The sequence below is a fragment of the Tardiphaga sp. genome (assembly GCF_044340795.1).
Taxonomy (GTDB): Bacteria; Pseudomonadota; Alphaproteobacteria; order Rhizobiales; family Xanthobacteraceae; genus Tardiphaga.
The window spans coordinates 1-13,197 of record NZ_JBIISY010000171.1 but is presented as its reverse complement, the minus strand read 5'-3'; the positions used below and the strand labels follow the sequence as shown (position 1 = coordinate 13,197).

Below are 13,197 nucleotides of genomic sequence, written 5' to 3'. Positions count from 1 at the left end.
GCCTCTGGGCTGAGGTCATGCCGGCGGGCATACTTCCGAACAGACTGCAGGGTGTCGGCGTCGAGGAACGCCAGGGCATCGGATTCCTGTGATGGGTCGACCAGAGCAATGGCGCGCGCTCGGCCAGGCACCCGGCGAATGGCGCCGCGGGCCTCCAGATGGCCGACAATGCGGTGCACGCCGCTCTTGGACAATAGGCCCATCGCGTCCGCGATCTGCTGATAGTCGGGCGACACTCCGTTGCGGGAGATGCCATTCTCGATGATGTCCAGGCACTGGCGCTGGCGCGGAGTGAGAGCTGACATCAGGCACGCTCCCGCTCTGGCACGCGGTCAGCCCAATTCGCCATGCGATCGCGACGCGCCTTCAGCCGCTTGCGGCGCTGCCGGCGCTTCCAGTTCGCATCCTTCGCGGTTTCAACCGGCCGACCGTGATCGGATTTGATGTGCTTGCTCATCCGACGCGAGCCTCAGAATCGAGGATGGGAGACGTCGCGATCGCCACGGCTCGGCCCATGACACGGCCACGGCTTCGGATGCTCGCATAGCCGGCGGCGCGGCCTGCATCGCGCAGTTGCTCACGGCGCTCGACGGTGATCGGCGCCGAGCGGGCCGGCCGACAAATCTCGGCACAGCGCCCGCAATAGCTGGCACCCGGCAAAGTCTCGGCGCCGCAGCACATGAAGTTTGGACCGACGTCATCCTTCGGGTCGGGATACCGGCACTGGTTCGGCTGCTGCGTGCTGAAGTCGCGCAGCTCGCTAAACCGTGTCTCAAATGGCCATGTAGTAGAGCTGCCGTTCGACATCAGATCCCCTCCTGAAGTTGCTTTTTGAGATGCTCGGCGTCCTCGCGCAGTGCCACATCCTTCGAGATCAGCGCCTCCATCTTCCGAACAGCATGGAGTACAGTCGTGTGATCCCGCCCTCCGAAGCGCCGGCCGATCTCCGGCAGTGAGCGCAGCGTGAGAGTCTTCGCGAGATACATTGCGAGCTGGCGCGGACGGACGACGTTTGCGGTCCGCCGAGCGGACAGCAGATCCCCGCGAGGCACATTGAAGTGCCGCGCTATTGCCCGCTGGATGTCCTCGATCCGAATCCGCCGTTGCTCGGTCGGCCGGATCAGGTCGCGAGCCTCGCGCTCGGCGAGCTCAATGGTTACCGCGGAGCCATTCAGCTTGCTGTGCGCGAGCAGCCGGTTGACCACGGCCTCAAGGTCACGGCCGTTGCTGGTCAGCGTTTCCGCCAGGTACTGGACGACTGGCTCGGCAATTTCGAATGACGGATGGTGCGCGCGGGCAGCGGCGACTCGCTCCAGCAGGATCAGTCGGCGCTGTTCGAGGTCGGGATTGCCGATCTGTACGACGAGGCCAGCTGCCAGCCGCGACGATGTGCGCTCATCCAAGCCCTCGAGCTCGGAGGCCGGGCGATCGGCGGCCAAGATGACCTGCCGGCCCGCATCGATCACGGTGTTGATGGCGGTGCCGACCAGCTCGAGGTGCTGTTTTCCGACCAAGAACTGCAGATCGTCGAGGATCAGCACGTCGACGCCGCGCAAATCCTCTTTGAACGATAGGGATGCCCGGGCCTTCAACGCGGCGACGAAACCGAACATGAACTTCTCGGCGGTGAGGTACAGCACCTTGCGGTCGTCGTTTGCATTGCCGGCCCAGGTCACCGCCTGCAGCAAGTGCGTCTTGCCGAGGCCGACGCCGGCATGGATGTAAAGCGGGTTAAACATCACGGCATCACCGCGGCGGCCTTCCGCAACTTGCAGTGCGGCCGCATGCGCCAAAGCGTTGCTGCGGCCGGCGACGAAGGTCTCGAATGTGTGCCGCGGATCAAGCGGCGAGCCGCCGAGGGCGTGATGAGATGAGACGATCTCTGCCTTCGGGGGCGCAGCAATGGCCTCATCGGTCGAAACTGGAACCTCCACCCGCGGCGCCATTCGCTCGGCAGCCTTCGCAGCAATCCGCGCGTGGAACGCCTTGTGATCTGCATGAGACTTGGCCAGCGTTGGTGAAACGAGCGTACTCATCCCCTCACCCCTTGTTCCGATTGCCGACGTGCCAGAGACGGCAGTGCGGGCAGCGATATGTGCTCAGGCCTTGAAGGCGACGGGCCGCGATCTCGGCCATCGATCGAGCCTCAAAACCGGTTTTGCCTTCGCAGGCTGCCATCGGCGACCCGACGCCATCCTCTCGGCGACGTCGGACCGGCACCAGGCGCGGCTCCGCGATGATGTCGTCAGCGTTGTTAAGTTCGCTTCGGGTCACCGTCGGAGACATTGGCGTCACCCCCGTCCGCCGGCGGCGCGATGACTTCCGCCAGCCACACGAAGAGATGGCCGAGCAGCAGGAACGGTCGGCTGGCCATACTCCTGATCAGATCCAGCAACGATCGACTCAAGGCGGGCGAGACGGGTTTTAAGATCGGTGATTTCACGCCACACAGCTCCTTTGTTCTTCTTGCTGATGGCATCAGCGATCTGCGCAATTTCGCTCGCCTCGACCCGACGGGCTTTGCCGTACCAAATGTCGAACGCGCGCGTGAAAGTGAGGCCGGCGAGTGGCGCGACGCGAGTGATCGCATCCTTCACGAGCTCACCCGGCCGCCACGGCTGCGAGAGATCTTTCAGCATCGCCGTTGCGTCAGTCACGAGCACCTCCCATGCGAATTGGGAGGGTTCGAAAAGATTGGGAGAAGCCTCCCAAGGCCCTCCCAATTCGCTTGGGAGCCCCCTTTTCGATTGGGAGTGCCCTCCCAAGGGTTACGGCGCACAAATTCAGCATGAACTTCTCCTTCAGATTTCAGGTGGTTGGGATGGACGTGGTGGAAACGGAATTCGAGATGATCTCGCTCGCAGCAGCGACAGCGAACGTCGTGACGTTCTTGATGCTGACCCGCGCAGAAAGACCGGCGACGCCAAATGACGCCGCCGGCAAGTCACGGGAGGAAATGCCCAAGGAGGGCTGGCGCGCCGAGCTCGAATGCTCGACGACTGAATTGGAAGCGAGGCGCGAACTATCGTTCCGCGAGGATCGGCCCAACAACCGATCGCTGGGTGCCTTGCGAGCAGTACCAGACGCCTCTGGGGTATTAGTTGTGGCGACCGCCATTGGGGGAACAGCAGTCGCCACGCGCACGTCGGCCTTGGGGGGCACCGAAGTGCGATCTGAAACTTGGATGTCGATCTCTGTCATCCAAGCCTCCGCTTCAGGAGCGGGCCGATGACGAGCGATAAGGCGATGGAAACGAGTGTCCACATCGCGAAGATTTTGAGAGCGACGATGGCAGCGCTCATGCGGCACCCGCTTGTTCGGGCGAACGAGCGGCGACATTCGCTGCAAGCATCTCGGCTGCAGTCGCGGCGGCCAATGGCATGACCGTAGGCCAGTGGCGATCGGGAATGCCGATCTTAGGCCATTTGTAAACAGCCTCGACCGACACGGTGCCGGCCGACGCGGTCGCTATTGCAAGCGGTCCGCCAGCGTCTTTTATGATCGTGGAAACAGTTCGCATGCATCTGGATATACTGGAATTAAATTCCAGAAACAAGACCTACGAATTCCATACCGAAAATAATTCCAGTTCCTATTGTGCGCCGATGCAATGGAACGACCGTTTAATCAAGCTTCTCAATGACAAGGGCTGGTCGGTCCCTGACCTTGCTCGATCGATAGGTACCCCTGACGAGATACCATCGCTCACCGAGCGACTGTACAAATACGCCAAACCATCGTCCGAAGGCGGCAAGCCAGTCCCGAGCCCGCGCGGCAATATGATGGCGAAGATCGCCGCCGCTTTAGGCGAGACCGAGGAGTACCTTCGTTTCGGCGCGCGGACGGATTCTGCCGCTTCTGTTGTGAAAGAAGCGATCCTCGGGCCCGATGTCTCAGAAATGCGCCGCGGCCCCCGCGACGTGCCAGTGCTAGGCATAACTGTCGGCGGCGACACCGACGACGGCGACGATCGAGATCCTGATTTCTGGCTCAATGGCGAAGTGGTGAACTATGTCGTGCGCCCGGCCGGTCTTTCTCACGTCAAGGATCTGTTCTCCGTCTACGTCCAAGGAGAGTCGATGTGGCCGCGGTACGAAGAAAATGACCTCGTGTTCTTGACAAAGGCCGCCCCGGCGATCGGTGACGATGTCGTCATTGAGCTGCACAAGACGTCCGAAGGCGGAGATCATGCCACCTTCGTAAAGCGCCTTGTACGCCGTCGCGGCTCATATCTCACGGTGCGACAGTACAACCCGGACAAGGAGATCGACTTCTCCATGAAGGAAATCAAAAACCTGTTCCGGGTGATACCCACGAAGGAATGGGTCGGCTGATTAGCCGAACTCAGCCGGCGTTTCACCATACTTCGCTACCACAACAGGCGACTCGAACTCGCCGAACTCGGGCTCGCCGGTTACTGAAAACACCACCACGCCAACCGAATGCTCGGCGGCCTTCTCGCCGCGCACCTTCGCCTGCTCTGGCGTTTTACAAAGCTCAGGCTGCGCGCCGATTAGCATGCGCCCCTTCTTGCGGAATTTTTGCACGAAATGTTGGGTCTCTGACATCGCTACACTCCACTGTTAATTCACGAGCCTCACCGCCTTGCTGGCGGCATTCTGGACAGTAGAGGCGACGCCAATTTGTATCGGCAGGCAGTTGAAGACGGCCAAAACGACCGCAATCGCGACAGGAAATCGAAACCGAGACAATCATACGCCACCCTAATGTTCTTCTTTCGTTCTATAAAAGCGGAGGCGCCGAGGGTTGTCGAGTCTGATTCGCGCGACCTGAACGATTCTTTTCGCTAGGTTGCTCTGGCCACCGCTGCGGACGATCATCTGGCTTCCACTCGGGGGAGTATGGGATGGTTTTCACAGCGCTGGACATCGTCGAATAATGACGATCAAAATCCGGGGTGACCGCGCACCGCCGCCCGCAGAGAAACATTGGCGAAAGATCAATGAGGGCATGTCGATCGAAGTAGCTGGGCTACGGTACCGCAGGGACGAAGTTGCGGTGTTCATCGAAGGGGCGGCTCACGCAGGGATCGGCAGGTTCGGTGTCGAAGCTCGCCGCGAGCCGAATAACCCGCACAGCGCCAATGGCACTGCGACGGCCGTTGACGGTTGGTGGCGTCTCGGATCGTTGCCGTTGAGCACGAACCGGAAGCATTTGGGCTATCTGCCGCAATGGGCGTCGCACGAATGTATCCTTGGGAAAGCGCCGGAGCCCGCGATTTTCCTAGAGCTTTACAGCGCGTATCTTGGGTTCGACGGCTTCGTTGATGTCGACATCATCGTCCATGTCGAAATGTCTGAGAGCGAGGCTCGCGAGATTAAAGCGGAAGCGGCGGCTGATGAGTTGCGGCGGCGCTCACTCCCTGGACTCAAGATACTGGCCCGAATGGCAGCGATGTCTGGCCGGCCGGAAAACCCCGGCGAAATGGCGGTCATGCGGGGCTATGTGGAGGCAAGAGCGCGCGACTTGGGACTGGACGTAAGGGCTGGCGACATAAACAGGATAGTTGAAGCCGCCACCGGCCTGGCGCCATCTGATCAGGCCGTGATGACCAGCGTCAGGAATATGGCAACCGACGACGCCGCGCTTGAGGCGATGTTCAGGGCCGGAATCGCGATGGGCCGCGTTGATGGCGTGGAAAGTCCTGAGGAGATCAAGTTTCTCAGCAGAGTTTTGGCCACTGCGCGCCGCCGCCGTGCGAAAGCGACCTGACTGCTCTTGCCCTCCCCTTCTAGTTGCGGTTGGATAGTTGAGTTGAGTTACCTTGGGGGAAGCATTGTCTGATCACGAACTGACTCGGAAAGAGAAAATTGAAACAGCGGCCGAGAAGCTAGCCGCCGATAAAGACGCTGACGTAATCATTTTCAACTTCGGCATCGAGCCGGGGTTTGACATGTTTTTCTTGGAGTTCTTGCGGAAGCGGGAGACTAAACGGAAGAACGCCGTCCTCCTACTTACCACTGAAGGCGGTGACGCAGATGCCGCATATCGCATTGGCCGCTATCTGCAGGACAATTACGAGACGCTCACCATCGTTGTCTGCGGATGGTGCAAAAGCGCTGGCACCTTGATCTGCGCAGCTGCCAACGAGCTGATTATCGCCGACGCTGGCGAGCTTGGACCTCTGGATGTTCAGATCGCAAAAGCGGATGAACTTGGAGAAAGAAGCTCGGGCCTAGCCGTTGAAGCCGCGTTCGAGAAACTGCAGCAAGAATCGTTTAAGCTGTTTATACGGCACTTGACTGACATCAAGGACGAGACCGAAGGGCGCATCACATTCAGAACGGCCGCCGACATCGCTGCTCAAATGGTCACAGGCGTGATGTCCGACATTTTCGCGAAGATAGACCCACTAGCAGTGGGTGAGGACTACCGTTCGAACCTGGTTGCGGAAGAATATGCCACCCGCCTCAATATCAGGCCCCGGAATCTTCAAGACACCCGATCGCCATCGGGTCTCCATATGCTTTTACGCGGTTACCCCTCTCATCGGTTTGTTATCGACCGAAAAGAGGCTTCAAACCTCTTTAAGCGTGTTTCGCCTCCGACTGGAACGATTGCAGAATTTGTGGCATTACTCAGCAGAGATGCGGTCGTGCCTCGGAGTAGCTCTCGGAGCCAACCCCCAATCTTGGAATTCTTGAACGATGCCATTGAAAAGCCAGCAAAAAACGTCCCGAAACCGAAAAGCGCAAAAGGCGCGGCCTCGGAAGCCCTTAGTCGGCGTCGGCGTTCCGGCCGCAGCAATGGAGCAGGAACCTCGGACCTACCAGGAAGTGTTCCGCCGATCGTTGACGAGGAACTTCGAGACCAACCAGCGGCCTGATCAGATCCGCCGCCACCGACTGGCCGAAGCAATAGCCGAATGAAGAAAGCCCGCCCTCACCGGCGGGCTTTTTGCTGTGTGAGGCACGCGCGCGCGGCAAGGCGAAAAGGGGCCGCGCTATCGGTCGACGCGCGGCCCAAGTCTTGGGAGGAAAAATGCTCCTCAGAGCATTGCTGCAAAGCAGCATACATGTGACGTGCAGCGCGGCGAAACGTTCCGTTCGGACAACTCCGATGATCCGCCAGATCGCAAAAAGCCGCCCTGTCTCGCCAAAGCAGGGCGGCTTTTCGATGCAGCGCCAATACTCATCCGAATTCGGCGAGCACGCAGGAAAGGTAACCGAGGGAGGTTAACGTTCACTCACCGAACTTGATAAAGCGAAATCGCTGCGGTATCAGGAAACCATGCCGTTCCAAACCTCACCGTCTTGCCCTCATTGTAATGCCGCGATGAACGTTATGTATTCAAAGCCCATCAAGGATGGTTGGCGAGCGGACGTGTTTGAGTGCCCGAAATGCTGGTTCGTTCATACTGAGATTGAGCAGGAAACCAAGCCCCTGCCCGGCGCTTAGTCGGATCACCGCTCAGATCAAATCCCTTGCCACATCTCCAAAGTGAGCCATGACATTCCGTGGCTTAAATTCGTCGGCACCGGAGTCTGGCGAGCGCTCCACGACGACCGCGCCGCAGCCTCAGCCAGCCCTCAGCGCGCCGCAAGGCGATTGCCTTGGACGGCGGCTCTTGGCGCCGCAGGCGCTTAACCATGCCCAGGCCGTTCGCCTCGAAACCATGCACGATATACACCGGCTGCACGGAGCACTCCTCCCCGCCGCCCATGCGGCTGAGGGAGGATAGCCTATCTGGAATTATTTTCCACTATCCAGTTGACATATTCCGGCACTGGAATTATTTTCCAGATCGGGATTGAGGCTTCTCTCTCCCATCAGATCGGGAGAGCGACATGGCGACCCTGCCAGTTTCAAGCGACACCGCGTTTCAGTTTGAAGGCCGGAATGTCTGCCTGATCGATTTCGACGGCGAGACTTGGTTCTTCGCATCCGACATCGCACGTGAACTCGGCTACGAGCATGTGCCACACCTGATGCGCATCCTCGAAGAGGACGAAAAGGGTGTCCACATCACGGACACCCCCGGCGGACGCCAGAGCGTCAGCATCATTTCCGAGCCCGGCGTCTATCACGCCATCATGCAGCGCCGTGCCAACAAGGCGCACAACGAGACGCTGACGGCGCGGATCGCCCGGTTTCAGCGGTTCGTGACCCACGACGTGCTCCCAAGCATCCGAAAGACCGGCGCCTATAGCGTTGCGCCGCCGACCGCGCCTGCCCTCCCCAAGTCCTACGCCGAAGCGCTGCGCGAGCTCGCAGCCACAGTTGAGACGGTGGAGCGCCAGCAGGCCGAGATCGTCACCATGGCGCCGAAGGCCGACTTCCACGACGCCGTGGCCGAGGCCGTCAACAGCCAGACCATGGAAGCCGCAGCCAAGGTGCTCGGCATCGGCCGCAACAATCTGTTCAAGTTCCTGCGCAACCACAAGATCCTGCAGCAGAACAACCGGCCGTATCAGACCTATCTCGATCTCGGCCACTTCAGCGTGGTCGAGCGCGTCTGGCGCGACCGCGAAGACCAGGCGCACACCGACACGACAACGCTCGTCACCGGCAAGGGCCTGATCTTCCTCCGCAAGAAGCTCGCCGAGAAGCAGATCGTCAACGCGTCAACCTCCGTCCCTGCGCTCCCCGCAGCGGCTACGGCTCATTGAGGGGATCAGAATGTCATTGCGCCTCACCAACGATATCCGCGAGCAGATTTCCATCGCCGTGCTGCGCCATCGCTTCTCGGCCGAGGTCGGCGCGCTGATGCAGCAGCGCGCGGCGTTTGCCGACGACATTTACAATGACGTGTACCGCAAAGCCGATCGCGAGAAGATCGACGCGTTGCCTGACGGCTGGCTCCCAAAAAGCGTGAGCGTCTCCGCCCAGTTCGGCGAAACCGGGCGCGGCTATCATCAGATCGAGTTTACCGGCCGATTTTCCGGCATGCTGAACAAGCTAAAGCCGGAAGGACAGAAGTCGCTCAATGACATGGCCCGACGTGTGCTGGTCAAACATCAGCACAGCTGCTGGAAGGTCTACGAGGCCAGTCACAAGCTCGCCATCCGTCACGACAAGCTGCGCGACGCGGTTTCCGATCTCGAAAGTCGCGTGCGTGTCTGCGAAAAACAGGTCGAACAGGCCCTGAATTCGGTCACCACAGCGGCCGCGCTGGTCAAAGCCTGGCCGGAGGTCGCGCCGTTCGTTGCCGCCATCATCCCGGAAGAACGCAAGGCGGTCGCGCTGCCGGTCGCCGCGCTGAACGAAGCGCTCAAGCTGCCAGTCAAGAAGGCTGCATAACATGAAGCGCCCCTTCAAGCTCACAGACGACGACAACGCGCACGTCAGCAAATTGGCGCCATCGTCACAAGCGCTGCTCATCGCGGCCGAAACCGACATTGGCGGCAGCTACGCCCAACTCTCCGCGTTTTTCAATATACCGCTCGGCACTGTCAAAAGCCGCATCAACCGCGCGCGCAACAAGATCGAAGCGCTGCGCGAGATTGCTGAGGCTGCGTGATGGCCGAGCCCCGCTACAGCGACGAACGCCAGCAGCTCCTGGAGCGCCTCGCGCGCGGCCGGTGCCACGCGGTCATGCGTAAGACCGACGATTTCCGCAGCGTTTGCTGGCGCCCCTGCGTCGCAGATGAGGTCGTCGGTGACGAGAAGTTCGCCACCAAACCCGAGGCCGTGGCTGCGGCCAAGCAATTCCGAGAGCAGTGCCGGCAGCAGCTGGCCGAAACGAACGGGAGCGTCTGACGTGAGCAAGACCAAGCGTTTCCTCGTCCCCGAGTTCGAAACTCCGGTCTATCCGGACCAAGAAGAGGACGAGCGCGAAGAACAGCGCGAGGCGTCGACACTGCTTTCGTTCGTCGTCATTAGCCTGTTCATCGGCATCGCTTGCGGCTGGGCCGGCATTCTCAGCGGGAGGATCTGATGGGCCTGAACCTGCGCGCTCTCTATGACATGAACGACGCCGAGCGCGCAGCGTTTCACAAGCGCCTGGACGACGGCTTCGCTGAACACCTTGCGGAGGAAAAAGCCGCTTTGGCGCGTCAGACCAAGCGCCGCGGATCGAAGCGCGAGCGATCAAAGCGCGGCGATGAACTGATCTGCATGCCGATGGTGCTGCACAATCGGAATCGCGGTGGCGTGGAAGTTTCGACCGACGGCAATGAATCGAAGATCGTCTTTCTTCCATTCCGAGCCGGCGTTGATGTCTACCACCCTCCGGGCGGCAAGTGGGCAGCGATCACAATGCCGAAGTGGCTCCGCAAGAACCGCAAGCTGCTTTCGCCTGAGCTTCGTTCGTCGCTGCCGCCCGTCCCGCCTGGCCCGGCTGCGAACCATCCCGATTACGAAGCCTTCCGCCGCACCGAGGAAGGCGAACGAGCCGCGATCAATGAGCACGTCCGCTGGCAGAGCGAAAAGCTGGCACCTGTGAAGAGCTTCACACGCAAATCTTACGGCGGGAGCACCTGGTAACATGAGCAACGTAATCTCGCTCGCCCTTCACGCTGATGCATCGCGGCGCGCCGCCGACGGCTATGATGACGCCTGGAACGCCTATTTCAGGTCGGTCTATCGCGCCTTCGATCGCGAGACCGCAATGCGGATGGCTGACTCTCACATCCAGCATATGAAGCGCCGGGATGACGCGATCCTCGCTGCTGTTGCGGCAGAAATGGCGGAGCCGGAGCATGCTTGAGCAGTGGCACATCGCGGTCGCTTCCGTTGCCGCCTTCATTCTCATCGCGATCGGCTACGGCCTTCGCTGCTGGGAGCAGAAGGATTACAAGCGCGACGAGACCGAAAACCAGGTCGGAGACGTGCTGTGAAAGTCTTCGCCCCAGCAATCGGATCGCACTCCCGCGGCGACGGCACCATGCACAGCATGCGCCGCGTCGTCTGCGGTTTCGACCAGGAGACATTCCAGGTCATCCGCGACCGCGCCGTGAAAGAGAACACCAGCTTCGCCGAGCAGGTCCGGCTCCTGGTGGAATGGGGGCTCGAAGCGAAATGAGAAAGCTACGTCAACGCGATCCCAGGCAGGAAGACGCCAAGCACCTGGCTTTCGTGCGCACGCAGCCGTGCTGTGTCTGCGGGTCTCGCCGTAACGTCGAGGCCGCGCACCTGCGTATGGCCTGCCCGGCGATCGGCAAGGAATCGACCGGCATGCAGCAGAAGCCGCACGACATGTGGACCACGCCGCTTTGCAACTATCACCACCTGAGCGGGCCTATCGCTCAGCACAAAGTCGGCGAGAGCAGTTCTGGATTGACCGGGGGCTCAACCCGTTCGCGATCGCTATGGATCTGTGGGACCGGTCCGGCGGCGCGGCCCGCGCCAAGGCTGGCCGCCCTGCTCTCAGGCTTCGGCCGGTGAAGGCGCGCAAGCCGCGGGAGAAGCGCGCGAAGATTATCACCCGCAAGACCAATTGGCCGAGCAGATCATTCGCTCGCCCGGCCGCCGCGCAGTGAAGGAGTAGGCATGGCCAGACCCATGAGATCCATTGACCCAGTCGACTACCTAGACGAGCCGTCCGTGCTCGCGCGTTGGCCAATGCTCACTGCCAAGGAGCTGAAAAAGGCGAGAAAACTCAAGACAATCGAGTTTTACGCCTTCCGCTCCGGCCCCTGCTACACTGCCGAGCAGGTCCAGTCTTACATCGATCAAACCTATCTCAGAAAAGGCGAGCTATGCGAAGCGCCCGAAGATCGGCCCCAGCCGCTGGTCCCGTCGCCCCAGAGAGTTCAGCCGATGAGCCATTCGAGCTCAACGGGCTCTACCTCGATCGCCCCTACCCCACACGCGGCGGTGTTGTCTATGCCTGCCGGTATGACGCCGGAGCTGGCTGCGTCCGCCGTCGAACTCTTAAGACAACGGACTGGGAAGACGCCAAGGTCCGGCTCGCGGCGCTCGTCCTCTCCGCCCCCGCGGCAGCCAGCGGCGCTATCCCTGGTCCCCACGAGGTGATGGCCGAGGCTGCGCTCAACAACTATCTCGACGGCCACGCGACGACGATCCGGTCGGAATCTGACGCGACCCGCGCTGTCACCCTCGCGAAGCAGTATCTCGCCGACAAGGCGAAGAACCCGATGGCGCCGGTTTCATTCTGGACGCCGTCGCGCCAGCTCGAGTTCGCGAAGTGGCTGCGGGACTCGTTCGGTCATTCACCGGCGTCGATCGAGCGCCGGCTGGACGTCGTGTGTGCTGCCTTCCGTGAGATGACCGAGGTGAAGCTGCGCACCGACCCGTTCGGCCAGACGGTCGAGACCGCGCTGATGACGCACGCCCCGAAGTTCGTCTACAAGCGCGCGCGGCTGGCGAAGGAATTGAAGATCGCGCCGTCCAAGCCGCGCCACACGACGCTGTTGATCGAGGACATCGCCAAAGCTCTGGACGCAATGAAGCTAGAGCACCTGTTCCGCTTTGCGATCATCGGGCTGAACACCTGGGCGCGGCCGGAGGCCATCTCGGACTTCGACCCGAAGACGCAGCGCGTCGGCGGGCTGATCTATCTGAACCCGCCCGACCGGGTCGAAACGAACAAGCGCCGGCCGGACATCCCGGAGACGCGCTGCCTGGCAGCCTGGCTTGACCAATGGGGGACAGACGAGCCGTTGCTCGTCTTCCAGGGCGAGCGCGTGGCGAGCGTCAAGAAGGCTTTCCGGACGCTCTCCAAGTCGCTGGGCTTCAAGCTGAACCCAGGCTCGTTCCGCCACTTCATGAGCACCCGTGTCCGCGGCCTCTGCCGGCACGTCTCGCGCGAACAGCGCTCGATCTGGATGGGCCATGTCGTCAAGGAAGGCTCGCGCACGACTGACAACTATGAGGCCTTCGATCCCGAATACCTGCGCGATGTCGCGCTCGCCACCGACTATGTGATGGAGCAGATCCAGGCGAAGTGCAGCCGCCAGATTCTGCTCACCAAGACCCGGTTGACGAAGCGTGAGATCGCTCACCTGGGCGCTCGGGCGGGAGGCGAAGCCAAATGACCCGACCTCTTTTCGTCAATAGCTCGTCAACAGTAAATCCGCTTCCGTTCTGGTGTCGTTCCTGCACCGTTCTGGATATCAATCGATCGAAAAACGCTGTTTTTACAGGGGAAATGATGCCAGTTCGCTCGTTTACACCGAGAGGGTCTGCGGTTCGAATCCGTAGCCGCCCACCATTTCCCCGACATCGTTGCCGACACGCCGCAGCTTCTAGCGCTGCAGGCCGATTGTCGCCGGT

General features: G+C 60.9%; 20 protein-coding genes and 1 pseudogene. 14 read left to right on the top strand and 7 right to left on the bottom strand.

Going from position 1 to position 13,197, the window contains the following annotated elements; all coding sequences use genetic code 11:
- From ACIQ17_RS23200 to ACIQ17_RS23180, 5 genes and pseudogenes are all read right to left on the bottom strand, one after another.
- On the bottom strand, positions 1-305 hold a 305-nt coding region (locus tag ACIQ17_RS23200; protein ID WP_398471539.1), incomplete at its 3' end, for a LexA family protein.
- A complete protein-coding gene (locus tag ACIQ17_RS23195; protein ID WP_398471537.1) occupies positions 305-457 on the bottom strand; it encodes a hypothetical protein in 153 nt (50 codons plus the stop codon). The genes ACIQ17_RS23195 and ACIQ17_RS23200, both read right to left, overlap by 1 nt.
- Positions 454-807 (bottom strand): hypothetical protein, encoded by a 354-nt coding sequence (locus ACIQ17_RS23190; protein ID WP_398471536.1) that lies wholly within the window; start codon positions 805-807, stop codon positions 454-456. Before ACIQ17_RS23190 ends, ACIQ17_RS23195 begins: the two co-directional genes overlap by 4 nt.
- Positions 807-1,868: pseudogene (gene dnaA / locus ACIQ17_RS23185) on the bottom strand (chromosomal replication initiator protein DnaA); the annotation flags it as partial. The pseudogene dnaA and the gene ACIQ17_RS23190, both read right to left, overlap by 1 nt.
- Before the next feature lie 423 nt (positions 1,869-2,291).
- Positions 2,292-2,657, bottom strand: a complete 366-nt coding sequence (locus ACIQ17_RS23180; protein ID WP_398471535.1) for a hypothetical protein — start codon at positions 2,655-2,657, stop codon at positions 2,292-2,294.
- A gap of 131 nt (positions 2,658-2,788) precedes the next feature.
- Between ACIQ17_RS23180 and ACIQ17_RS23175 the strand changes: the two genes are divergently transcribed.
- Positions 2,789-3,232, top strand: coding sequence for a hypothetical protein (locus ACIQ17_RS23175; protein WP_398471534.1), 444 nt, complete (start codon positions 2,789-2,791; stop codon positions 3,230-3,232).
- Between the two features lie 66 nt (positions 3,233-3,298).
- Here ACIQ17_RS23175 and ACIQ17_RS23170 read toward each other — a convergent pair whose 3' ends face one another.
- Positions 3,299-3,520, bottom strand: coding sequence for a carph-isopro domain-containing protein (locus tag ACIQ17_RS23170; RefSeq protein WP_398471532.1), 222 nt, complete (start codon positions 3,518-3,520; stop codon positions 3,299-3,301).
- On the opposite strand from ACIQ17_RS23170, the gene ACIQ17_RS23165 reads away from it, so the two are divergent.
- Complete coding sequence (locus ACIQ17_RS23165; RefSeq protein ID WP_398471531.1) at positions 3,519-4,334, top strand: helix-turn-helix transcriptional regulator; 816 nt, start codon at positions 3,519-3,521, stop codon at positions 4,332-4,334. The two genes, ACIQ17_RS23170 and ACIQ17_RS23165, sit on opposite strands and share 2 nt — an antisense overlap.
- Here the strand turns inward: ACIQ17_RS23165 and ACIQ17_RS23160 are convergent, their stop codons facing one another.
- On the bottom strand, positions 4,335-4,568 hold the full coding sequence (locus ACIQ17_RS23160; RefSeq protein WP_398471530.1) for a hypothetical protein: 234 nt from the start codon (positions 4,566-4,568) through the stop codon (positions 4,335-4,337).
- A 331-nt stretch (positions 4,569-4,899) separates the two neighbouring features.
- On the opposite strand from ACIQ17_RS23160, the gene ACIQ17_RS23155 reads away from it, so the two are divergent.
- The 12 genes from ACIQ17_RS23155 (at position 4,900) to ACIQ17_RS23100 (ending at position 12,959) form a co-directional block, all read left to right on the top strand.
- Positions 4,900-5,733 carry a hypothetical protein gene (locus ACIQ17_RS23155; RefSeq protein ID WP_398471529.1) on the top strand — a complete coding sequence of 278 codons (834 nt, stop codon included), beginning with the start codon at positions 4,900-4,902 and terminating at the stop codon, positions 5,731-5,733.
- A gap of 64 nt (positions 5,734-5,797) precedes the next feature.
- Positions 5,798-6,847 carry a hypothetical protein gene (locus tag ACIQ17_RS23150; protein WP_398471528.1) on the top strand — a complete coding sequence of 350 codons (1,050 nt, stop codon included), beginning with the start codon at positions 5,798-5,800 and terminating at the stop codon, positions 6,845-6,847.
- A gap of 961 nt (positions 6,848-7,808) precedes the next feature.
- Positions 7,809-8,630, top strand: coding sequence for a phage antirepressor KilAC domain-containing protein (locus ACIQ17_RS23145; RefSeq protein WP_398471527.1), 822 nt, complete (start codon positions 7,809-7,811; stop codon positions 8,628-8,630).
- Positions 8,631-8,640: 10 nt separating this feature from the next.
- Positions 8,641-9,261, top strand: a complete 621-nt coding sequence (locus tag ACIQ17_RS23140) for an Nmad5 family putative nucleotide modification protein (protein ID WP_398471525.1) — start codon at positions 8,641-8,643, stop codon at positions 9,259-9,261.
- Position 9,262: 1 nt separating this feature from the next.
- On the top strand, positions 9,263-9,481 hold the full coding sequence (locus tag ACIQ17_RS23135; protein ID WP_398471523.1) for a hypothetical protein: 219 nt from the start codon (positions 9,263-9,265) through the stop codon (positions 9,479-9,481).
- Entirely contained in the window at positions 9,481-9,720 is a 240-nt protein-coding gene (locus ACIQ17_RS23130) for a hypothetical protein (RefSeq protein WP_398471522.1), read from the top strand. Before ACIQ17_RS23135 ends, ACIQ17_RS23130 begins: the two co-directional genes overlap by 1 nt.
- A gap of 1 nt (position 9,721) precedes the next feature.
- Complete coding sequence (locus tag ACIQ17_RS23125; protein WP_398471521.1) at positions 9,722-9,898, top strand: hypothetical protein; 177 nt, start codon at positions 9,722-9,724, stop codon at positions 9,896-9,898.
- The gene (locus ACIQ17_RS23120; RefSeq protein WP_398471519.1) at positions 9,898-10,446 is read left to right on the top strand and encodes a hypothetical protein; all 549 of its coding nucleotides are present in this window, start codon (positions 9,898-9,900) and stop codon (positions 10,444-10,446) included. The genes ACIQ17_RS23125 and ACIQ17_RS23120 overlap by 1 nt, the downstream gene beginning before the upstream one ends.
- Position 10,447: 1 nt before the next feature.
- A complete protein-coding gene (locus tag ACIQ17_RS23115) occupies positions 10,448-10,669 on the top strand; it encodes a hypothetical protein (RefSeq protein WP_398471518.1) in 222 nt (73 codons plus the stop codon).
- Positions 10,662-10,799: a hypothetical protein gene (locus tag ACIQ17_RS23110; protein WP_398471517.1), complete on the top strand. Its 138-nt coding sequence runs from the start codon at positions 10,662-10,664 to the stop codon at positions 10,797-10,799. The genes ACIQ17_RS23115 and ACIQ17_RS23110 overlap by 8 nt, the downstream gene beginning before the upstream one ends.
- On the top strand, positions 10,796-10,984 hold the full coding sequence (locus tag ACIQ17_RS23105) for a hypothetical protein (RefSeq protein WP_398471516.1): 189 nt from the start codon (positions 10,796-10,798) through the stop codon (positions 10,982-10,984). Before ACIQ17_RS23110 ends, ACIQ17_RS23105 begins: the two co-directional genes overlap by 4 nt.
- Positions 10,985-11,936: 952 nt before the next feature.
- Positions 11,937-12,959: a hypothetical protein gene (locus ACIQ17_RS23100; protein WP_398471515.1), complete on the top strand. Its 1,023-nt coding sequence runs from the start codon at positions 11,937-11,939 to the stop codon at positions 12,957-12,959.
- Positions 12,960-13,197: the final 238 nt, after the last annotated feature.